Origin of the sequence: Aeromonas sp. WP2-W18-CRE-05 (genome assembly GCF_014168615.1) — a bacterium.
Lineage (GTDB): Bacteria > Pseudomonadota > Gammaproteobacteria > Enterobacterales > Aeromonadaceae > Aeromonas > Aeromonas caviae.
Genome location: NZ_AP021917.1, coordinates 172,047 through 191,301, shown reverse-complemented (window position 1 = coordinate 191,301; position 19,255 = coordinate 172,047). Strand labels below are relative to the sequence as shown.

The window sequence follows — 19,255 nt, the reverse complement described above, 5'->3', positions numbered from 1 at the left end:
AGAACATAAATCAACACCGCCCGACCGGGATTACTCCCGCCAGAGGTGTGATTTTTCACGTTTCCTCCCATATCGGGAGGACTGTATGGCTGGCGACTCGTAAACGGGAAGCTCAGCAAGCAGACATATCGTCTGGCTGCCTCATGGGCAAGCGGAGGGGATTATACGGATTTTTTCCACTCACGCAAGTGAAGGCGGACAGATTGTGCGCAATTTTATGTGACAGATGGATCTCGCCAACGGCTGGGCAAGCCCTTGCCTGGCAGGAGTAACGACAATGTTGCAAACAGGCTGATAGACTGCGCCCTCGCCCCTGTCTGCGGAACCCATCCCATGCTCAAGAATCAGAAGAAAGCCTACCAGTACGGGCTCTGTGCCGTCGCCCTCTGGTCCACGGTGGCCAGCGCCTTCAAGATCTCCCTCGCCTACTTTGAACCGGTACAGCTGCTGCTGGTCGCAGCCTGCACCTCGACCCTGACGCTGGGGGTGATCGTGGCCTGTCAGGGCAAACTGCCGCTACTGCTCGACTACATCAAGAGTCGCCCCCTCTACTACCTCGCTCTCGGGGTCCTGAACCCCTTTCTCTATTACCTGTTGCTGTTCAAGGCATATGATCTGCTGCCCGCCCAGCAGGCGCAGACTCTCAACTACACCTGGGCCATCACCCTCAGCCTGCTGGCCGTTCCCTTCCTCGGTCAAAAGCTGCGCCGCCGCGATGGCGTCGCCATCGTGCTCGGCTATTTCGGCGCCCTGGTGATCGCCACCAGGGGGGACGTGTTCGGTCTGCAGTTCGACAGTCCGCTCGGCGTCACGCTGGCGCTGGTGTCGACCCTGATCTGGGCCGGTTACTGGATCCTCAACACCCGCAATCAGGGGGATCCCGTCGTCAGCCTGCTGCTCGGCTTCCTCATCAGCCTGCCCTTCATCATCGTGGCGACCTGGTTGCTCTCGGACTTTGCCATGACCGCCTGGCAGGGATGGGCCGGCGCCATCTATGTGGGGCTGTTCGAGATGGGTTTCGGTTTCGTGCTCTGGCTGATGGCCCTGCGCCACGCCACCAACACGGCCCCCATCAGCAACCTCATCTTCATCTCGCCGTTTGCCTCTCTGGTGCTGCTCAACCTGTTGATCGGCGAAACCATTCACCCGGCAACCCCCATCGGGCTGGTTCTCATCGTCGCCGCCCTGCTTATCCAGCAACTCAAATATGGCAAGCGCTACCGCAAGGTGAGCGACCCCCACCCCTGACAGAAAAAAGGGCGCATCTCTCGATACGCCCTGCTTTCAATCCATCCACTCCAGCGGCTGGTTCTTGGGTAGCCGGATCTCCACCTGCAAGCCCCCCAGTTCGGAGCGCCCCAACCTGATGGTGCCGTGATGCTGGGAGACTATCTTGGTAACGATGGCCAGCCCCAGCCCACTCCCGCCACCGGTGCGCGCCACATTGCCCTGGGTGAAGGGCTTGAGCACCCGGGAGTAGTCCTCTTCAGCAATCCCCGGGCCATTGTCGGAGAGTCGCAGCCGCACCCAGTGGCCATCATCCCTGAGCTCGGCCTGCAACCGAGTCGCACCATAGCGCAGGGAGTTGCCCGACAGATTGTTGAGGATACGGCGAATGCTGATGGGATGGCAGGCCACACGCACCGCCTCCTCCGGCAGGAGCAGCTCCACTTCCAGTCCCTGATCGGTCTGCATCAGCAACGCATCGTGAATGAGCTGGGTCAGGTCGACGGGCCGGGCATCGAGCCCCTCGTTCGGGCGAATGTAGTCGATGAACTGATCAATGATGCCGTTCGACTCATCGATGTCCGCATTGATGCTCTCCTTGAGGTACTCATCCCCCGAGGACATCATCTCGGTTGCGAGACGAATGCGGGTGAGAGGGGTGCGCAAATCGTGGGATACCCCGGCCATCATCAGGTTGCGCTCCTCGATCAGCCCCTTGATGGAGCTCGACATGTGGTTGAAGGTGCGGGTCAGGCGGCGCACCTCCCGCGAGCCCTGCTCCCCCAGGGCATCGGGAAAGTTGCCGCGCGCCACCGCCACGGCCCCCGCTTCCAGATCCTCCAGCGGCCGCACCAGCTGACGGGCAAAACGCCAGGCCGCAAACAGGGTCACCACCAGCAAGACGCTCATATAGAGGATGAGCGGTTCGATGTCGTCATCTTCAATTTCCGTCAGGGGAATGCGCACCCACATCTGGCTGGCCTGGGGAGGCTGGATCCAAATGATGTAGTGATCCTGGATTTCAACCCTGACCCTGGTATCCCCTTTCAATTCGCGGCTGATGCTCTGCTCCAGATAGGGGTAGGGCTTGGAATCATTCAGCCCGTGCTGCTCCGCCTCGCTCTGGGTATAGATGTCGCTGCCAGTGGTCACATAGACCAGCGCCTCGGCATCTTCACTGAGCGCCAGCTGGTTGTTGTCCACCGGAAAGATGAGTTTGACCTGGTTTGCCAGCAGGTGGCTGATCTGCTTGACGGTCGGCGCCAGCAGGTAGTTGTAGAAGGTAACGTAGGAGACGACTTGATAGACCACCAGCACGGCAGCCAGAAACCAGAGCATACGGGAGAACATGCTGCCCACTTTCTTCATGCGTTCTCACCGTCCGGTACGAACACATACCCCAGACCCCAGACGGTCTGCAGATAGCGAGGCTGGGCCGGATCCTGTTCCAGCAGGCGGCGCAGGCGGGAGACCTGCACATCAATGCTGCGCTCGGTGGCCGTGTACTCGCGACCACGGGCCAGGTTCATCAGCTTGTCACGGGAGAGCGGTTCGCGAGGATGACTCACCAGCACCTTGAGCACGGCGAACTCCCCGCTGGTCAGGGCAACCGGTTCGCCATCACGGCTCAGTTCACGGGTCGCCAGATTGAGCTGGTAGGCCCCGAAACTCACCATCTTCTCCGCCGCGGAAGGGGCGCCGGGCAGCTCCACGGTATGGCGGCGCAGCACGGCGCGGATCCGGGCCAGCAGCTCACGGGGGTTGAACGGCTTGGGCAGATAATCGTCGGCCCCCATCTCCAGACCGACGATGCGATCAACCTCGTCTCCCTTGGCGGTGAGCATCAAGACGGGGATCTGGTTGCCGGCCTCGCGCAGGCGGCGGCAGATGGAGAGGCCATCTTCCCCCGGCAGCATCAGATCAAGCACCATCAGGCTGAAGTTTTCACGCGTCAGCAGGCGATCGGCCTGCTCCCCGTTGGCGACACCCCGCACTACAAACCCCTGCTCGGTGAGGTAGCGCTCCAGCAAGGAACGCAGTTTCAGATCGTCGTCCACCACCAGGACCTTGTATTGCTGACTCATTGCCACCTCTCTTCTCTGTCTCCCCTCATACTAGAGCCGCCCCCTGCAACCACAAAGCATAAATATGTTACCGGTTATTGCCCTCATTCGGCCCCGGAGCCGGGAAGGATGGATGGCCAGCTCTGCTTTTTGCTCGACAGGGCGGCGACAATGACTAAGATCCCGAGCAACCGGATGCAATTGGCGAGGGAGTGATAACCCCATGAAAACCAAACTCATTACCCGTGAAGGCTACACCAGGCTCCGGCAGGAGCACGACATGCTCTGGCGGGAGGAGAGGCCCGATGTCACCAAAAAAGTAGCTTGGGCGGCGAGCCTGGGTGATCGCAGCGAGAATGCCGATTACCAGTACAACAAGAAACGCCTGCGGGAGATCGACCGCCGGGTTCGCTACCTGCGCAAGTGCCTGGAAGAGCTGACCATAGTCGACTACTCCCCCTCCCAGGAGGGCAAGGTCTTCTTCGGCGCCTGGGTCGAGGTGGAAAACGACGAGGGTGAGACCAAGCGCTTTCGCATCGTCGGCTATGACGAGATCTTCGGCCGCAAGGATTACATCTCCATCGACTCCCCCATGGCCCGTGCCCTGCTCAAGAAAGAGGTGGGCGATGAAGCCATGGTTCAAACGCCAGTGGGTGACGCCTGCTGGTACATCAATGAGATCAGCTATCCCAAATAAGCCAGGCCGACCCTCACTGCCAAATCGGCTGACAAGGCCAGGAGAGAGCGAGCATGTCCGCCCACCGGGTATGAGAAACGTCATTTCTGCCGGGGTGGCATCCCGCTGCCCGACCCCATATAGTGCTCACACCCGGCGCCTTGCGGCGCCAACCGGCCCGCGCGGCAGTGGTCCGGCTGGTACCTTGAGTACCGCCAGGACAGACCCCTGCCCGGCGACATCGCCTCGCGCCTGCCCGTTGACCAGGACCCGACCAAGAGACCCTCGATGCAAAGCCACGTAATAGAACATCAGATTGCCGGTGAGCTGAATGCCCGCCCGGAGCAGGTGCAGGCCGCCGTTCGCCTGCTGGACGAAGGTGCCACCGTCCCCTTCATCGCCCGTTACCGCAAAGAGGTGACCGGCGGTCTGGACGACAGCCAGCTGCGTACCCTGGAGAGTCGCCTCGGCTACCTGCGTGAACTGGCGGATCGCCGCCAGGTGATCCTGCGCTCCATCGAAGAGCAGGGCAAACTGACCACCGAGCTGGCCCGCGAGCTGAACGACGCCGACAGCAAGACCCGGCTGGAAGACCTCTACCTCCCCTACAAGCCCAAGCGCCGCACCAAGGGGCAGATGGCCATCGAAGCGGGGTTGGAGCCACTGGCCGACCTGCTGCTGAGCGACCAGCTGAAAGATCCCGAGCAGGAGGCGGTTCGCTTCCTCAATGCCGAGCAGGGGATCACCGACGGCAAGGCCGCCCTCGACGGTGCCCGCTATATCCTGATGGAGCGCTTCGCCGAGCAGGCCGACCTGCTGGAGAAGCTGCGGGACTACCTGTGGCACAACGCCACCCTGCGCGCTCGCGTGGTGGCCGGCAAGGAGCAGGAAGGGGCCAAGTTCAAGGATTACTTCGAACATGACGAACCTCTGCACAAGGCCCCCTCCCACCGGGTGCTGGCCATGCTGCGCGGTCGCAACGAGGGAGTGCTCAATCTGGCGCTGGTCGCCGGCGACGATGAGGGCGCCAGCCCCTGCGAAGGGATCATTGCCCATCACCTCAGGCTCAACTTGCAACACCGCCCGGCCGACAAGTGGCTGCAGGGGGTGGTGAGCTGGACCTGGAAGATCAAGCTCTCCTTGCAGATGGAAACCGAGCTCATCGGTCGCATCCGCGAGTCAGCAGAGGAGGAGGCGATCAAGGTATTCGCCATGAACCTCAAGGATCTGCTGATGGCGGCGCCGGCCGGCATGCGTTGCACCATGGGGCTGGATCCCGGCATCCGCACCGGGGTCAAGGTGGCGGTGGTGGGTGCCACCGGCAAGCTGGTCGATCACGCGACCATTTATCCGTTCGAACCCAAACGCCAGGTTGACCAGAGTCTCAAGACCCTGAGCGAGCTGTGCCAGAAGCACAAGGTCGAGCTCATCAGCATCGGCAACGGCACCGCATCCCGGGAAACCGACCGCCTGGTGAGCGATCTGTTCGAGCGCTACCCGGCCGCCAAGGCACAGAAGATAGTAGTGAGTGAAGCGGGGGCATCGGTCTACTCCGCCTCCGAGCTCGCCTCCCAGGAATTCCCGGATCTCGACGTCTCCATTCGCGGCGCTGTCTCCATCGCCCGCCGGCTGCAGGATCCCCTGGCCGAGCTGGTCAAAATCGATCCCAAGAGCATAGGTGTGGGCCAGTACCAGCACGACGTCGGCCAGAGCCAGCTGGCCCGCCGCCTCGATGCCGTGGTCGAGGATTGCGTGAACGCGGTGGGGGTGGATGTGAATACCGCCTCGGTCGCCCTGCTCAACCGGGTTTCCGGCCTCTCCCAGACCCTGGCCCAGAACATCGTCGCCTACCGCGACGAGAACGGCGCCTTCAAGAGTCGTCAGCAGTTGCTGAAAGTAAGCCGGCTCGGGCCCAAGGCATTCGAGCAGTGCGCCGGCTTCCTGCGCATTCGGGGCGGCAGCAATCCGCTGGACGGCTCGGCGGTGCACCCGGAATCCTACCCGGTGGTGGAGCGGATCCTCGCCAAGCTGGAGCAGACCGTGGACAGCCTGCTCGGCAACAGCAGCCTGCTGCGCACCCTCAAGCCCACCGACTACACCGACGAGCAGTTCGGGGTGCCTACCGTCACGGACATCATCGGCGAGCTGGACAAGCCGGGCCGCGACCCGCGTCCCGAGTTCAAGACCGCCACCTTCAAGGAAGGGGTAGAAAAAATCAGCGATCTGGTGCCCGAGATGGTGCTGGAGGGTGTGGTCACCAACGTCACCAACTTCGGCGCCTTCGTCGACATCGGCGTCCATCAGGACGGGCTGGTGCACATTTCTTCCCTCACCGATCGCTTCGTCAAGGATCCCCGTGAGGTGGTCAAGGCCGGTGACATCGTCCGGGTCAAGGTGCTGGAAGTCGACGTACCGCGCAAACGCATCAGTCTGACCATGCGTCTGGATGAAAAAGCCGACCAGCCTGCACGCAAACCGGCCGAGCCGCGTCACACCGGCAACGCCCGACCGAAACAGGCGCCCCGTCAGAGCGCTTCGACCGAGGGTGCCATGGGCAACGCCTTCGCGGCTGCCCTGTCGAAACTGAAGAAATAAGCCCCCAGAAATGCAAAAAAGCCCCGAAAGGGGCTTTTTCATGCCTGCACGGAGCGGGATCAAACGTCCTGACTCAGGCTATGCGGGGAGGCTGGCCTCACCGCTTGCTGATAGTGCCTGGCAATCACCTGGTTTCGATTGTCCATATAAGCACCGAGCGGGCCTGTGGTTTCCTGCCTGAGGGTCATCAGATCCTTGCGGGCCTGTGCCTCCTTGCCAGAGGCGGCACGGGCCACACTCATGTCTTGTGACGATGGTTCATCGGGAGCCAGTGCAGCGGCACGCACCTGCTGCATCTTGGCGATGGTCGCGGCGGGATCCCCGGGAATGGTCCCCATGTCGATGACCACCTCCCCCCCGGTGGCATAACGTTTGCCATCCGGCCCACGGGAAAACTGGTAGGTAGGGCTCCCCGCATGCTCGCCGCCGGCTGCCTGGTGAGCCTGCTCGTGCTTGCGAACTTCGAGATCCCGTTCGACCAGCGCAGCCACCTGACGCTGCTGCTTTTGCTGCTCCTGCTGCTCACCCTCCTGACGTTGTCGACGCTCCCCCTCCTCCCCCGTTGCCTCGACAAAACGGTGCGCCACCATCACGGGGCCGGTCTGGCCGTTCTCTTTCGTGGACGAGGATGGGGCGGCGGGATTGGCCTGGGCGGCCCGGGCTCTCTCTTTCTGGGAACCGACGCCGGACTCGGCGTTGGACGCTTCGCTCTGGCGGCTGGGGGGGACCAGTTCTGCGCGGCGGTTGTCAGTCTGTGCCGATTCCGTCTGCGGCTGCAGTTGATTCGGAATGATGGTCGGCAGACTGACGTTGATGTTCATGTCACACCCGGATATCGATCAGGGTGCCCAGCATGTCGCTGGCCGTCTGTATCACTTTGGCGGATACCCCGGCATGCAGCTCGGCCACCTTGAGATTCACCAGTTCATCCGGCAACTGCACCTGCTCACCCGCTGACGTATTGAGACGGGCGATCTGGCTGGACGCCTGGCCCGCCAACTGCTCGGCCCGTTGGAACCCCTGCACGCCCGCCGTCATGGCTGATTCGATACGCATTGGCACACTCCTCTGTAGGGTTGGCTAATTATCCACCAACCTGACGAGTTATTGAAGCCTGCCGCTCAAATCTCAGTCAATGAACCGCCGCAGGAGGGTGATGAACTGCTCTGGATGGGAGATGAAGGGAGCATGGGATGCCTTCTCCAGCACCAGACTGTGGCTGGCAGGGTAGCGCGCATCCAGCAAGGGAATGGCGGCCTTCGGCACCAGGGTATCTAGCCTGCCGTAAAGACGCAGCCAGGGCAGATCCAGGCCGATCAGTTCATCCCGCAGATCGACCTCGGCCAGCAGGCCCAGACCCGCCTCCAGGGCCGCAAGCCGGGGAGCGGGTCGCTCCGCCAGCCAGTGACGCAACTGGCGAATGTCGTTTCTGGCGTGCTCGCTGCCCATGGCCTGGATCGCGAGGAAGCGCTCTATGGTCTGCATGAAGTCGCCGGCCAGCATCTGGTTGAACCCCGCCAGCACCTTGGGGGCAATCCCGGGCCACTCGTCGCGGGCCATGAAGCAGGGAGAACTGGCTACGGTAATAAGAGAGTGAAGGCGTTCAGGCATGGTCAGCGCCAACTGACTCGCCACCAGACCACCGAGGGACCAGCCGAGCAGATGGCATTTTTCAGGCAATATGGCCGCCACCTGCTCTGCCAGCCAGGGCAGGGTGTAGTCTGTCCCTGCTTGCAGGGGGCTGTTGCCAAAGCCGGGCAGGTCCACCAGATGCAGCCGATAGTGGGCAGCCAGTTCTTGGGCAATACCATGCCAGACGGCCCCGTTCATGCCCCAGCCATGCAACAACACCAGGTCCGGGCCCTGGCCAAACCGCTCAACCGATACGCTCATCTAGACTCAAGATCCCTGTTTATCTGCTTGGAGCCTGCATGTTAAAGCGGCTGCTCGCCAAAGCAAGTCCGATCCTTGGCACCCAGTCCGACTGGCTCGGTCTATGCCTGCTCTGTCGCCAACCCTGTGACGACACGCCCTTGTTGTGCTCCTGGTGCCGCCACGCCCAGCGCCAACACGACAGACGATGCCTGATGTGTGCAGCACCGCTGCCGGAGCAACATCGCGAGAGCGAACTGCTGTGCGGACGCTGCCAGCGCAGACCCGCCCCCTGGGAGCGTTTGCAGGTGATCGGCGATTATCAGGCACCTTATGCCCAACTCATCCCCCGGCTGAAGTATTCCGGTCAGATCCTGCTCGCGCCGCTGCTTGCCAGCCTGCTGGCAGACCATCTGGATCTCGCCAACCCACCGCAGGTCATCATTCCGGTTCCCCTGCACTGGTAGCGCCAGTGGTGGCGCGGCTTCAATCAGGCAGAAGAAATCGGCCATGCCCTGAGCGCACTCACCGGCATTCCTTGCGACACCCGCGTACTGCGCCGGACAAGGTCGACCCCGCAACAGACCCGGCTCAGTGCCGGCCAGCGGCGACGCAATCTGCGAGGCGCCTTCGAAATGGCACCTCACCACTACCGGCATGTGGCACTGCTCGATGATGTGGTCACCACGGGCGCCACCGCAGGTCAGCTCACCCGGTTGCTTCATGAGCACGGCGTCACTACGGTAGAGGTGTGGGCCATCTGCCGTACCCTCCGACACCTGAAATAACCGGGCAGGGATCCGGCCCGGGAGTCCGCTGGCGGCATGATTCCGATACGCCCGGGCTCACAGGCTCGCCATCGGCACGCTACCCAAGCCCCGCCAAGCGAGTTATCATGAATACCCTAGTCGTACACTCAGGTTTATGAGGATAGTGATGATCAGCATTTCCGACACCGCCCAGGCCCACTTCCGCAAGTTGCTGGAGAAGCAGCCTGATGGCACCAACATCCGGGTGTTTGTGGTCAATCCGGGAACCCAGAATGCCGAGTGCGGCGTATCCTATTGCCCACCCGACGCGGTCGATCCGGAAGATCAGCACCTGCCGTTCAGCGGCTTCGACTGCCTGGTCGATCCCCTGAGCGCCCCCTTCCTGGTGGATGCCACCATCGACTTCGTCACCGATCAGATGGGCTCTCAGCTCACCCTGAAGGCACCCAACGCCAAGATGCGCAAGGTGGCCGACGACGCCCCGCTGATCGACCGCATCGAGTACGTGTTGATGTCCGAGGTGAACCCCATGCTGGCCGGTCACGGCGGCAAGGTCACCCTGGTCGAGCTGACCGACGACAAACTGGCCATCCTGCAGTTTGGCGGCGGTTGCAACGGTTGCTCCATGGTCGACTACACCCTGAAAGAGGGGATCGAGAAGCAGTTGCTGGAGAAATTCCCGGGCGAGCTCAACGGCGTCAAGGATGCCACCGAGCACCAGCGCGGCGACCACTCCTACTACTGATTTGCCCCCTTGCGGCAAAGAAAAGGCCCCGCCAGCTGGCGGGGCCTTTTGCATTCTGCGGCTGGCAGATCACTCGTCCTTCTTGTCTCGCGACAGCAAGGCGATGGCCGCCTCTTTCGGATTCTTGCCTTCGTACAACACCTTGAAGATCTGTTCGCAGATGGGCATCTCGACGCCACAGCGGGCCGCCAGCAGATGCACCTCCTTGGTGTTGCGATAGCCTTCCACCACCTGGCCTATCTCGGCCATGGCGGTGTCAACCGACTTGCCCGCTCCCAGCGCCAGACCGAAACGGCGGTTGCGCGACTGGTTGTCGGTACAGGTCAGCACCAGATCCCCGAGCCCCGCCATCCCCATGAAGGTCTTGGCGTCGGCCCCGAGGGCGGCGCCCAGACGCTGCATCTCCACCAGACCCCGAGTGATGAGCGCGGTTCTGGCGTTGGCGCCAAAGCCCAGCCCGTCGGAGAGACCGGCACCGATGGCGATGACGTTCTTGACCGCCCCGCCCAGCTGCAGACCGATGAAGTCCGGATTGGTATAGACCCGGAACGAGCGGCCGCAGTGTAGCAGGTGGGAGAGATCGTCGGCAAAGTCGTCGTGGGTCGAGGCCACCGAGATGGCGGTCGGCAGACCGGCGGCCAGCTCGCGGGCGAAGGTCGGGCCCGAGATGACCGCCAGTGGAATGGCATCCCCCAGCACCTCCCGCGCCACCTCTTGCAGCAGACGGCCGCTGTCCGGCTCCAGCCCCTTGGTGGCCCAGGCGATCCGGGTATCCGGGCGCAGGAAGGGTTTGACCCGGGCCAGTACCTGGCCGAACACATGACTCGGCACCACCAGCAGCAGCACGGGAGCGGCTTGCACCGCCGTCTGCAGATCCGACGTCAGTTGCAGATCGGCCGGGAAGGGGACATCCGGCAAGAATGCCTTGTTGCAGCGCTCCTGTTCCAGCTCGGCGACATGGGCAGGGTCGTGACCCCACAGCAGGGTCGGATGACCGTTGCGCGCCAGAGAAATGGCAAGGGCGGAGCCATAAGACCCCGCCCCCAGGACCGAGATTGCGATCTGGTCGGCCATTATCAGGCTTCCGCAGTCGCCTGCTGGGCCTGTACCTGCGCCATGTGCTGGGCGAACAGGGCGTCGAAGTTGACCGGTGCCAGGTTCAGCTGCGGGAAGGACCCCTTGCTCACCAGGTTGGATACCGCTTCGCGGGCATACGGGAACAGGATGTTCGGGCAGAAGGCCGCCAGGCAGTGGGCCAGTTGCGGCTCAGGCAGGTTGCCGATGGTGAAGATGCCGGCTTGCTGCACTTCGCACAGGAAGGCGGTCTCGGTTTCCAGCTTGCAGGTGACAGTCAGGGTCAGCACCACTTCATAGACGCTGTCGGCCAGGACATTGGTCTTGGTGTCCATGTCCAGCTTGACGTCCGGCTGCCACTCTTTCTGGAAGATGTGCGGAGTATTCGGGGCTTCGAAGGAGACATCCTTGGTGTAGACACGCTGGATGTGGAATTCCGGTTGCACTTCCTGATTGTTGATTTCGTCAGCCATTTCGTTTGATTCCTTTTTAAGATAATGAGTGGGCGCAGGCCCTTAAATCAGCGTTTTTTGGTCACCGGCAGATTGTCTGCACGCCATTGGGCCATGCCACCGCTGAGCACATACACCTGCTTGAAACCGGCCTTGCTCAGTTGGCGACCCGCGCCACCAGCGGTCATCCCCGACTCGCACACCACTATGATGGGGGCATCCTTGTGCTTTTCAACCGGACCCAGATTATTCGCCTGGATCTGGGCGAGCGGTAGGTGATGGGCCCCGGCCAGATGACCCTTGGCAAATTCATCCTGACTGCGAATGTCCACGACGGTGGCATTTTCACGGTTGATAAGCAGGGTAGCGGCGTGGTTGTTGACCGCCTTCACCGGAGAAAAACGAGCACGCACAGTGGTGTACACCAGGGTGCCTGCCAGGCCCAACCAGGCTGCGGTCAGCAGCGGATTGCGGGCCGCGAAATCCAAATACTCTTGCATCTTCTACTATCCAGGGACCAAGACAAGGGCCCGAGTATACATGGGGCCCTGCATAAGATCAGCCATCTTGGCGGCAAAGCGAGAGCAAGCTCCCATCAGGGATGGCTGCCGATTCTTCCTCCTCCAACCGGGCCGAACGAGAGGATGCGCCATGCCGAAAAGAGGGGGGAAACAGAGGAAAACCCGCCGAGGCAGACAAGCCGGCAACATGCCTAAAACAGCGGGATAACAGTTAAAAAGCGAGGCTGGAGAGGGACTTGGCTATCAGGTGACTATTTCGGCAGATGTAGTAATATTACGCTAGTTTCACTTCCCGCAATTCATTCCTATCCGAGAGGACATAGCCTTATGTCAACAGCTAAGAAACCGCTGGTTCTGGTCATCATGGACGGTTGGGGCTACAGCACCAAGCAAGAGTACAACGCCGTTGCTGCTGCCAAGACCCCCAACCTGGATCGCCTGGCCCGTGACTACACCAGCACCCTGATCTCCGGCTCCGGCCTGGACGTGGGTCTGCCGGACGGCCAGATGGGCAACTCCGAAGTGGGCCACACCAACATCGGTGCCGGTCGCGTCGTCTATCAGGAGCTGACCCGCATCTCCAAGGACATCCAGGACGGCGACTTCTTCCAGAACGTCGAGCTGGCCAAGGCTGTCGACGCTGCCGTGACCAAGGGCAAGGCCGTGCACATCATGGGGCTGATGTCCCCGGGTGGCGTACACAGCCACGAAGAGCACATCATGGGCATGATCGAGATGGCCGCCAAGCGTGGCGCCGAGCAGATCTACTTCCACGCCTTCCTGGATGGCCGCGACGTCCCGCCGCGCAGTGCCCAGTCCTCCATCGAGCTGTTCGACGCCCTGTTTGCCCGACTGGGCAAGGGTCGTTTCGCCTCCATGATCGGTCGTTACTACGCCATGGACCGCGACAACCGCTGGGATCGCGTGCAGCAGGCCTATGACCTGATGACCCAGGGCAAGGGCGAATTCACCGCCGACAACGCCACCGACGCGCTGGCCGCCGCCTATGCCCGCGACGAGAACGACGAGTTCGTCAAAGCCACCCGCATCGGCGACGCTGTACCGATGATCGACGGCGATGCGCTGATCTTCATGAACTTCCGCGCCGACCGCGCCCGCGAAATCACCCGCGCCTTCGTCGATACCGACTTCACCGGCTTCGCCCGCACCGCCACCCCGGCGCTGCACTTCGTGATGCTGACCGAATACGCGGCCGACATCAAAACCGCCTGTGCCTATCCGCCCACCGCCCTGGTCAATACCCTGGGTGAGTGGCTGGCCAAGCAGGGCAAGACCCAGCTGCGCATCTCCGAGACCGAGAAGTACGCCCACGTCACCTTCTTCTTCAACGGTGGCGAAGAGGCCTGCTTCAGCGGCGAAGATCGCGAAATCGTGGCGAGCCCGAAAGTGGCTACCTATGACCTGCAGCCGGAGATGAGCTCCGAAGAGCTGACCGACAAGCTGGTTGCGGCCATCAAGAGCGGCAAGTACGACGTCATCATCTGCAACTACCCGAACGGCGACATGGTCGGTCACACCGGCGTGTTCGATGCGGCCGTCAAAGCCTGTGAAGCGGTCGACCACTGCATCGGTCGCGTCACCGACGCCCTGGCGGAAGTGGGTGGCGAGTGCCTCATCACCGCCGACCATGGCAACGCCGAGAAGATGATGGACGAAGAGACTGGTCAGGCCCACACCGCCCACACCAATCTGCCGGTTCCCCTCATCTACTTCGGTCGTAAAGCCGAGGTCGCCGAAGGTGGCAAACTGTCCGATCTGGCCCCCACCATGCTGACCCTGATGGGTCTGCCGGTGCCGCCGGAAATGACTGGCAAGCCCCTGATGATTCTGAAATAATCCTGCCCCATGCGGGGATGCGAAATTATTTCACAGAAAACCAGTCGCGTCGGCCTGTTGGCCGGCGCGCTGTTTTTTTGCCTGATCGGCGGTACCGGCACAGCCCAGGCTGCGAACCAGCAGCTGGGGGCCATGCAGTCCCAGATCAAGGAACAGCAACAGACCCTCAAGCTCAGCAAGCAGGAGCTTGCCAAGCTCAACACCCAGCTCAAGGCTGACGAGCAGGCCATTTCGGCTGCCGCTGCCAAACTCGAGCAGACCAGACAGCAACTCCGGCAGAACCAGCAGAAGCTGGCGTCCCTGCAGCAGGACAAGCTGGCACTGGAGCAACAAGCAAAACATCAGAAACAGTTGCTGGCCAAGCAGGCGGAAAGCGCCTTCCAGGCGGGCAACCACGATTACCTCAAACTGCTGCTCAACCAGCAGGATCCGGCCAAGCTGAGCCGCGCCCTCGACTATTTCGACTACCTCAACAAGGCCCGTATCGAGGCCATCGAAGCCCTGCGCGCCACCCGTGACAAGCTGGCCAAGAACCAGCAGGCCACCAGAGAGACCGAGAACCGCCTCCAGACCCTGATCGGCGAGCAGCAGGAACATCACCAGAGCCTGCTGGCCAGCCAGCAGAGCCGTGCCAAGGTGCGCAACCAGTTGCAGCAATCGGTGCAGGCCGACGAGCAGAAGCTCGACAAGCTGGTCAAGGCGGAGAAGGCGCTCAAGGCGCGGCTGGAAGAGCTGCGTCGCCAGCAGGAAGAAAAGGAACGCCGCGAACGGGCCGAGCGGGAGCGCCTTGCCAAGATCAAGGCCGAGCAGGAGCGCCAGCGCCGTCTGGAGGCCCAGCGCCTGGCAGCCGAGCAGAAGCGCATCGAGGAGCAGCAGCGGATCGCGGCCCAGCAGCGCCAGGTCGGCGAACAGCAGCGGCTGGCGGCCCAGCAGCAGCGCGTCGCCGAACAGCAGGCCAAGGTGGCGCAGCAGCAAGCGGCCGCCCGCAACAGCGCCAAGGCGAGCAGCAACGGCTACGGCGGTCTGAGCACGGGTGGCAACCTGCGCTGGCCGGTGCAGGGCCCCATCCTCATCTCCTACGGCTCGCCGCGTACCGCCGAGCTGAAGTGGAAGGGCACCCTGATCGGCGCCAGCGAAGGGACCCAGGTCAAGGCGGTGGCACCGGGCCAGGTGGTCTACGCCGACTGGCTCGACGGCTTCGGCATGCTGCTGGTCATCGACCACGGCAAGGGCTACATGAGCCTCTACGGCCACAATCAGTCGCTGCTGCGCCAGGTGGGACAAAAGGTGGAGCAAGGGGAACCCGTGGCCCTGGTCGGCGACAGCGGCGGACAGGAGCGCTCCGGCCTCTACTTCGAGATCCGCTATCAGGGCGAGGCCATCAACCCGACCAAGTGGCTGGCCAGACGCTAAGCCCGCCTTGTCGGTGCCCGATCGGAGTCCGCTACCTCATCCCCAGCCCTTCTCCCGCGAGGGGGGCAGGGAGCAAAAGACAGCAACACCGCGTCGTTTACCACTTCACCTGACAAAAAGTCTGCATCGCGCAGGCTTTTTGCTTGGCAGGGGGGGCACCACACCGCCCGCCCCGATGATGAAAACTTACCTCTTTTCCACCCCGCTCAGGGGAAGACCACCAGCCCGATCTGCTCCAGCAGCCCCTGCTGCTGATCTTCATTGATCTGCACCCCGGCGAGGTTGACCCGGCGCAGATCCAGACCGGGCAGATCGCACTGGCGCAGATCGCAGCCTTGCAGGTTGAAGCTGGTCCAGTCGATTTGCCCGAACTCGGAGCCGCTGAGATCCGAGCCCGCCAGGGAGGCGCCCAGCAGGTTGGCCCCCTGCCAGCGGTTGCTGGCAAGCTCGCACCGCTCCAGCAGGCAGCTTTCGAAGTTGGCGTAGCTGAAGTTGTTGCCGGTGAGGTGGGCCTCGCAGAAGTAGCTTTTGGCAGTGATCCGGTTGGCGAAGCTGGCATGGGCGAAGTTGATCCCCATGGCCTGGCAGTCGCGCATCTCCAGCCCAAGACACTGGCTGCGGCCGAAGTCCGCCAGGGTGAGATCGCAGCGCAGGAAGCTCGCCTCCCTCAGATCGCAGCCCTGAAACAGGCAGCCCAGCTCCCGTTCCCTGTCATAGAAGCTGCAGTCGACGAAGCGGCTCTCCCCGAGATCGAGCCAGGAGAAGTGACAGCCGATGAAGCGGCACCCCTGGAACTGCTCCCCCTCCACCTCCTGCTGCTCGAAGTGGACCCCCTCGAAACACCTGCCCTTGATCATCCCCTGGCCCCTGTTGATGGCGTCATATGCTGACATTGCCGTGCAAAAACGGTAATGTTACGTGTAACATTTTTTGCTGGATCCCCAGATGAACGACACCCGCAAGCGCCGCCCTACCCTGCAGGACATTGCCGACCTGACCGGTGTCACCAAGATGACCGTCAGCCGCTACCTGCGCGACCCGTCCGCCGTGGCCGAAGGGACCCGCGAGCGCATCGCCGCCGCGGTGGAGGAGCTCGGCTACATCCCGAACCGGGCGCCGGACATGCTGTCGAACGCCACCAGCAAGGCGATCGGCATCCTGATCCCCTCCCTCTCCAACCAGGTCTTCTCGGCGGTGATCCACGGCATCGAGGCGGTGACCCGGCCCGCCGGCTACCAGACCCTGCTCGCCCACTACGGCTACAGCCCGGAGCGGGAGGAGGAGCAGATCGCCTCGCTCCTCTCCTACAACGTGGACGGGCTCATCCTCTCGGACACCCAGCACACCGAGCGCACCCGCAAGATGATCGCCACCGCCGGCATCCCGGTGGTGGAGACCATGGATCTGCCCCTCTCCCCCATCGACATGGTGGTGGGCATGGATCACCGGGCCGCCGCCCGGGCCATGGTAACAGAGATGCTGCGCCGGGGACGGCGCAAGGTGATCTACCTCGGCGCCCGGCTCGACGTGCGCACCCAGCTGCGAATGGAAGGCTACTACCAGGCGATGGCCGATTTCGGTCTGACCGGCCAGCACCTGCTGACGGAGCAATCCTCCAGCTTCACCCTGGGGGGAGAGCTGCTGGCCCAGGCCATGGCGCGCTTCCCCGATCTCGACGGCCTGTTCTGCACCAACGACGACCTGGCGGTGGGGGCCCTGCTGCAATGCCAGGCCAGGTGGATCCCGGTGCCCCAGCAGGTGGCCATCGCCGGCAGCAACGCCCTCGACATCGGCCACGCCATGACCCCCAAGCTCGCCAGCATCGTTACCCCCCGCGAGACCATAGGTCGCGAAGCCGCCATCATGCTGCTGGCCCGCCTCGGCGGCCAGCCGCTGGCGACCAGGTGCAAGGACATCGGCTTCTCCCTCTATGAGGGGGAAAGCCTCGGCTGATCCCCGGCCATCATGGCGCGTTCGACCGCCATGATGGCGCCTTCCCCCCTCTCCCCTCGCCGTCCCCTGGCCTATGCTGGCTCCTCCATCCCCCCTGTCAGGAGCAGACCATGCACCACACCGAACGATTGAAAGCCTGCCTGCAGCGCGTCATCTGTGATCCCGCCTTCCCCCTGGCGGAGCTCGACGCCTGGTTCACCCCCGACTACTGCCAGGAGGTGAACGGCGAGCGGCTCGACTACCCGGCGTTTCACCAGCACATCGCCACACTGCGCCGCCATCTGGCCGGGGCGAGCATCGAGTTTGTCGCCACCCTGGCGCAGGGGGAGCGGGTGCACTCGACCCATGTGGTACGGGCCACCCGCCAGGACGGCGGCACCCTGGTCTGCAAGGTGAGCGGCCTCTTCACCTTTCGCGGCGATCGGATCTGCCATACCGACGAGGTGACCTGTCTGCTGGCAGGCAGCAAGGAGGATGCGGATATCGGCTCGCGGCGCTGACTGCCGGCAACCCGCAGACACCGCCATGGCGGGCAGGAAGGCAGACGACGGGCCCTCAGGCCGCCGGTTCGCGCCGGGCAAGGCGCTGGAGGGCGCGGGACAAGGCGCCGGGATCCTCGTAGCCGAGCCGATCGGCGATCTGGGCCAGCGTGAGCCCCCGGTGCTGCAACTGGCGCGCCCGTCCCAGCACCACCTGCTCCCGCCACTGGCGAAAGCTGCACCCCAGCTGCTGGAGGAAGAGCCGGTTGAGGGTGCGCACCGAGGCGCCGCAATCTGCCGCCAGCGCCGTCAGCGTCAGATGGATGGCGGGTGCCTGGCACACCTTGTCCAGCACCCGCAGCAGGCGCGGGTCCAGCTCACCGGTGAGGGGAATGCGCGCCGCGAGCGGGTCGGCGCGCTCCAGCTCCTGGCCAAGCACCGTCAGATAGGCTCCCTTCACCTCCTCCTCGGCCAGCTCGGGCAGGCGGGCGAAGAGGCCCGCCAGCAGCGGGCTGGCCTGCAAGGGGCCGAAGGCGGTGCGGGCCGACGTCGGCACATAGAGGAGGGAGAGCCGGGAGCGGCGCAGCACGCGAAACTCGTGCTCCCACCCCGCCGGAATAAAGCAGATCTGGCCCGCCACCAGCAGTTCTCCCTCCCCTCGCCCCGTGATGATGCCGCCCCCGTCGTGCAGATAGCAGTATTGGGCATGGGGGTGGCAGTGCAGCGCGGTGAAGTGCCCTTGCGGGTAGGATGGATGCAGACAGGACATGAAGGCTCCAGGGGAGAGGGGCGGCCCCCGACCTTAAGCCAGGGCGAGGCCGGAAGCAAACGGCCCACCCCCTCCGGGGGCGGAAAAACAGCAGGCCACCCGGGGGTGGCCTGTTTAATTTTTCTAAACGATATTTGCTTAGCGTTTAACCAATTCAACCGCTTCCCGGGAGAGGCGGGTCACCTCCTCCCAGTTGCCGCTCTTGACGGCGTCTGCCGGCAGCATCCAGGAGCCGCCGACGGTGGCCACACATTTCAGCGCCAGGTAGTCGGCCACGTTTTTCGGGCCGATGCCGCCGGTGGGGCAGAATTTCACCTGGGGCAGGGGCGCCGCGATGGCGGAGAGTGCCTTGGTGCCGCCGTTCGCCTCGGCCGGGAAGAATTTGAGGTGGTCGTAGCCCGCTTCCAGCGCCTGCATCACCTCGGACGGGGTGGCCACGCCCGGGATCAGCGGCGCCGTGCTCTTGGCCGCGTGGGCCAGCAGGGCCGGGGTCATGCCCGGGGAGATGACGAAGCGGGCACCGGCAGCGACGGCGGCATCAAACTGCGCGCAGTTGAGCACGGTACCGGCACCGACCATGGCATCCGGCATCGCCTTGGCGATGAGGGCGATAGCGTCCAGCGCCACCGGGGTGCGCAGGGTGATCTCGAACACCGAGATGCCGCCATCCAGCAGGGCCTTGGCCATCGGCAGGGCCTGCTCCAGGTCGTTGATGACCATCACGGGTACCAGGGGGGAGGCGGCAAACACCTCGGCAGGGGTCACTTTCCAGTTCTGCATAGCTCTTCC

The 19,255-nt window shown here is 63.3% G+C and carries 19 protein-coding genes and 1 pseudogene; 9 read left to right on the top strand and 11 right to left on the bottom strand.

Features of this window, described 5'->3' with window-relative positions; all coding sequences use genetic code 11:
* Window positions 1-333: 333 nt before the first annotated feature.
* Window positions 334-1,248, top strand: a complete 915-nt coding sequence (locus H7R73_RS00865) for a DMT family transporter (RefSeq protein WP_103259344.1) — start codon at window positions 334-336, stop codon at window positions 1,246-1,248.
* Between the two features lie 36 nt (window positions 1,249-1,284).
* Here the strand turns inward: H7R73_RS00865 and envZ are convergent, their stop codons facing one another.
* Both envZ and ompR read right to left on the bottom strand, forming a co-directional pair.
* Window positions 1,285-2,595, bottom strand: coding sequence for a two-component system sensor histidine kinase EnvZ (gene envZ / locus H7R73_RS00860; RefSeq protein ID WP_052815275.1), 1,311 nt, complete (start codon window positions 2,593-2,595; stop codon window positions 1,285-1,287).
* Window positions 2,592-3,311, bottom strand: coding sequence for an osmolarity response regulator transcription factor OmpR (gene ompR / locus H7R73_RS00855; RefSeq protein ID WP_010672556.1), 720 nt, complete (start codon window positions 3,309-3,311; stop codon window positions 2,592-2,594). The genes envZ and ompR overlap by 4 nt, the downstream gene beginning before the upstream one ends.
* A gap of 202 nt (window positions 3,312-3,513) precedes the next feature.
* Between ompR and greB the strand changes: the two genes are divergently transcribed.
* Together greB and H7R73_RS00845 are read left to right on the top strand one after the other, a co-directional pair.
* Window positions 3,514-3,987, top strand: a complete 474-nt coding sequence (greB, locus tag H7R73_RS00850) for a transcription elongation factor GreB (protein WP_039039492.1) — start codon at window positions 3,514-3,516, stop codon at window positions 3,985-3,987.
* A gap of 267 nt (window positions 3,988-4,254) precedes the next feature.
* The gene (locus tag H7R73_RS00845) at window positions 4,255-6,561 is read left to right on the top strand and encodes a Tex family protein (protein WP_182951447.1); all 2,307 of its coding nucleotides are present in this window, start codon (window positions 4,255-4,257) and stop codon (window positions 6,559-6,561) included.
* Window positions 6,562-6,620: 59 nt separating this feature from the next.
* Here the strand turns inward: H7R73_RS00845 and H7R73_RS00840 are convergent, their stop codons facing one another.
* From H7R73_RS00840 to bioH, 3 genes are all read right to left on the bottom strand, one after another.
* Window positions 6,621-7,382: a putative metalloprotease CJM1_0395 family protein gene (locus H7R73_RS00840; RefSeq protein ID WP_103259342.1), complete on the bottom strand. Its 762-nt coding sequence runs from the start codon at window positions 7,380-7,382 to the stop codon at window positions 6,621-6,623.
* Between the two features lies 1 nt (window position 7,383).
* The gene (locus H7R73_RS00835) at window positions 7,384-7,617 is read right to left on the bottom strand and encodes a flagellar biosynthesis protein FlgE (protein WP_103259341.1); all 234 of its coding nucleotides are present in this window, start codon (window positions 7,615-7,617) and stop codon (window positions 7,384-7,386) included.
* A gap of 72 nt (window positions 7,618-7,689) precedes the next feature.
* On the bottom strand, window positions 7,690-8,454 hold the full coding sequence (bioH, locus tag H7R73_RS00830; protein ID WP_010672551.1) for a pimeloyl-ACP methyl ester esterase BioH: 765 nt from the start codon (window positions 8,452-8,454) through the stop codon (window positions 7,690-7,692).
* A 38-nt stretch (window positions 8,455-8,492) separates the two neighbouring features.
* Here bioH and H7R73_RS24460 point away from each other — a divergent pair.
* Together H7R73_RS24460 and nfuA are read left to right on the top strand one after the other, a co-directional pair.
* A pseudogene (locus tag H7R73_RS24460) lies at window positions 8,493-9,221 on the top strand (ComF family protein).
* 148 nt (window positions 9,222-9,369) lie between these two features.
* Entirely contained in the window at window positions 9,370-9,948 is a 579-nt protein-coding gene (gene nfuA, locus H7R73_RS00820) for a Fe-S biogenesis protein NfuA (RefSeq protein WP_010672549.1), read from the top strand.
* A gap of 69 nt (window positions 9,949-10,017) precedes the next feature.
* Here the strand turns inward: nfuA and gpsA are convergent, their stop codons facing one another.
* The 3 genes from gpsA to H7R73_RS00805 are packed head-to-tail and all read right to left on the bottom strand — an operon-like array spanning window position 10,018 to window position 11,974.
* Window positions 10,018-11,022 (bottom strand): NAD(P)H-dependent glycerol-3-phosphate dehydrogenase, encoded by a 1,005-nt coding sequence (gpsA, locus tag H7R73_RS00815; protein WP_103259339.1) that lies wholly within the window; start codon window positions 11,020-11,022, stop codon window positions 10,018-10,020.
* 2 nt (window positions 11,023-11,024) lie between these two features.
* Window positions 11,025-11,495, bottom strand: a complete 471-nt coding sequence (gene secB / locus H7R73_RS00810; protein ID WP_010672547.1) for a protein-export chaperone SecB — start codon at window positions 11,493-11,495, stop codon at window positions 11,025-11,027.
* Between the two features lie 47 nt (window positions 11,496-11,542).
* A complete protein-coding gene (locus H7R73_RS00805; protein WP_010672546.1) occupies window positions 11,543-11,974 on the bottom strand; it encodes a rhodanese-like domain-containing protein in 432 nt (143 codons plus the stop codon).
* Window positions 11,975-12,322: 348 nt separating this feature from the next.
* On the opposite strand from H7R73_RS00805, the gene gpmM reads away from it, so the two are divergent.
* Both gpmM and H7R73_RS00795 read left to right on the top strand, forming a co-directional pair.
* Entirely contained in the window at window positions 12,323-13,852 is a 1,530-nt protein-coding gene (gpmM, locus tag H7R73_RS00800) for a 2,3-bisphosphoglycerate-independent phosphoglycerate mutase (RefSeq protein WP_039039496.1), read from the top strand.
* A 9-nt stretch (window positions 13,853-13,861) separates the two neighbouring features.
* Window positions 13,862-15,265, top strand: a complete 1,404-nt coding sequence (locus H7R73_RS00795) for a peptidoglycan DD-metalloendopeptidase family protein (RefSeq protein ID WP_103259337.1) — start codon at window positions 13,862-13,864, stop codon at window positions 15,263-15,265.
* 206 nt (window positions 15,266-15,471) lie between these two features.
* On the opposite strand, the gene H7R73_RS00790 is transcribed toward H7R73_RS00795, so the two are convergent.
* Window positions 15,472-16,122, bottom strand: coding sequence for a Qnr family pentapeptide repeat protein (locus tag H7R73_RS00790; RefSeq protein ID WP_103259336.1), 651 nt, complete (start codon window positions 16,120-16,122; stop codon window positions 15,472-15,474).
* 88 nt (window positions 16,123-16,210) lie between these two features.
* Here H7R73_RS00790 and H7R73_RS00785 point away from each other — a divergent pair, with 88 nt between their 5' ends.
* Both H7R73_RS00785 and H7R73_RS00780 read left to right on the top strand, forming a co-directional pair.
* Window positions 16,211-17,218: a substrate-binding domain-containing protein gene (locus H7R73_RS00785; RefSeq protein ID WP_045522401.1), complete on the top strand. Its 1,008-nt coding sequence runs from the start codon at window positions 16,211-16,213 to the stop codon at window positions 17,216-17,218.
* Between the two features lie 110 nt (window positions 17,219-17,328).
* On the top strand, window positions 17,329-17,718 hold the full coding sequence (locus tag H7R73_RS00780) for a nuclear transport factor 2 family protein (protein WP_041214080.1): 390 nt from the start codon (window positions 17,329-17,331) through the stop codon (window positions 17,716-17,718).
* A 55-nt stretch (window positions 17,719-17,773) separates the two neighbouring features.
* Here the strand turns inward: H7R73_RS00780 and H7R73_RS00775 are convergent, their stop codons facing one another.
* Complete coding sequence (locus tag H7R73_RS00775) at window positions 17,774-18,466, bottom strand: helix-turn-helix domain-containing protein (RefSeq protein ID WP_103259335.1); 693 nt, start codon at window positions 18,464-18,466, stop codon at window positions 17,774-17,776.
* A gap of 138 nt (window positions 18,467-18,604) precedes the next feature.
* On the bottom strand, window positions 18,605-19,246 hold the full coding sequence (locus tag H7R73_RS00770; RefSeq protein ID WP_039039502.1) for a bifunctional 4-hydroxy-2-oxoglutarate aldolase/2-dehydro-3-deoxy-phosphogluconate aldolase: 642 nt from the start codon (window positions 19,244-19,246) through the stop codon (window positions 18,605-18,607).
* Between the last annotated feature and the right edge of the window lie 9 nt (window positions 19,247-19,255).

What these genes read in the sequence shown, in the direction of transcription:
- bioH (WP_010672551.1), bottom strand. Translation starts at nt 8,454, where the DNA reads ATGAGCGTATCGGTTGAGCGGTTTGGCCAGGGCCCGGACCTGGTGTTG.
- H7R73_RS00775 (WP_103259335.1), bottom strand. Translation starts at nt 18,466, where the DNA reads ATGTCCTGTCTGCATCCATCCTACCCGCAAGGGCACTTCACCGCGCTG.
- gpmM (WP_039039496.1), top strand. Translation starts at nt 12,323, where the DNA reads ATGTCAACAGCTAAGAAACCGCTGGTTCTGGTCATCATGGACGGTTGG.
- H7R73_RS00840 (WP_103259342.1), bottom strand. Translation starts at nt 7,382, where the DNA reads ATGAACATCAACGTCAGTCTGCCGACCATCATTCCGAATCAACTGCAG.
- H7R73_RS00790 (WP_103259336.1), bottom strand. Translation starts at nt 16,122, where the DNA reads ATGATCAAGGGCAGGTGTTTCGAGGGGGTCCACTTCGAGCAGCAGGAG.
- greB (WP_039039492.1), top strand. Translation starts at nt 3,514, where the DNA reads ATGAAAACCAAACTCATTACCCGTGAAGGCTACACCAGGCTCCGGCAG.
- H7R73_RS00805 (WP_010672546.1), bottom strand. Translation starts at nt 11,974, where the DNA reads ATGCAAGAGTATTTGGATTTCGCGGCCCGCAATCCGCTGCTGACCGCA.
- secB (WP_010672547.1), bottom strand. Translation starts at nt 11,495, where the DNA reads ATGGCTGACGAAATCAACAATCAGGAAGTGCAACCGGAATTCCACATC.
- envZ (WP_052815275.1), bottom strand. Translation starts at nt 2,595, where the DNA reads ATGAAGAAAGTGGGCAGCATGTTCTCCCGTATGCTCTGGTTTCTGGCT.
- H7R73_RS00835 (WP_103259341.1), bottom strand. Translation starts at nt 7,617, where the DNA reads ATGCGTATCGAATCAGCCATGACGGCGGGCGTGCAGGGGTTCCAACGG.
- H7R73_RS00865 (WP_103259344.1), top strand. Translation starts at nt 334, where the DNA reads ATGCTCAAGAATCAGAAGAAAGCCTACCAGTACGGGCTCTGTGCCGTC.
- H7R73_RS00795 (WP_103259337.1), top strand. Translation starts at nt 13,862, where the DNA reads ATGCGGGGATGCGAAATTATTTCACAGAAAACCAGTCGCGTCGGCCTG.
- H7R73_RS00845 (WP_182951447.1), top strand. Translation starts at nt 4,255, where the DNA reads ATGCAAAGCCACGTAATAGAACATCAGATTGCCGGTGAGCTGAATGCC.
- H7R73_RS00770 (WP_039039502.1), bottom strand. Translation starts at nt 19,246, where the DNA reads ATGCAGAACTGGAAAGTGACCCCTGCCGAGGTGTTTGCCGCCTCCCCC.
- H7R73_RS00780 (WP_041214080.1), top strand. Translation starts at nt 17,329, where the DNA reads ATGCACCACACCGAACGATTGAAAGCCTGCCTGCAGCGCGTCATCTGT.
- gpsA (WP_103259339.1), bottom strand. Translation starts at nt 11,022, where the DNA reads ATGGCCGACCAGATCGCAATCTCGGTCCTGGGGGCGGGGTCTTATGGC.
- ompR (WP_010672556.1), bottom strand. Translation starts at nt 3,311, where the DNA reads ATGAGTCAGCAATACAAGGTCCTGGTGGTGGACGACGATCTGAAACTG.
- H7R73_RS00785 (WP_045522401.1), top strand. Translation starts at nt 16,211, where the DNA reads ATGAACGACACCCGCAAGCGCCGCCCTACCCTGCAGGACATTGCCGAC.
- nfuA (WP_010672549.1), top strand. Translation starts at nt 9,370, where the DNA reads ATGATCAGCATTTCCGACACCGCCCAGGCCCACTTCCGCAAGTTGCTG.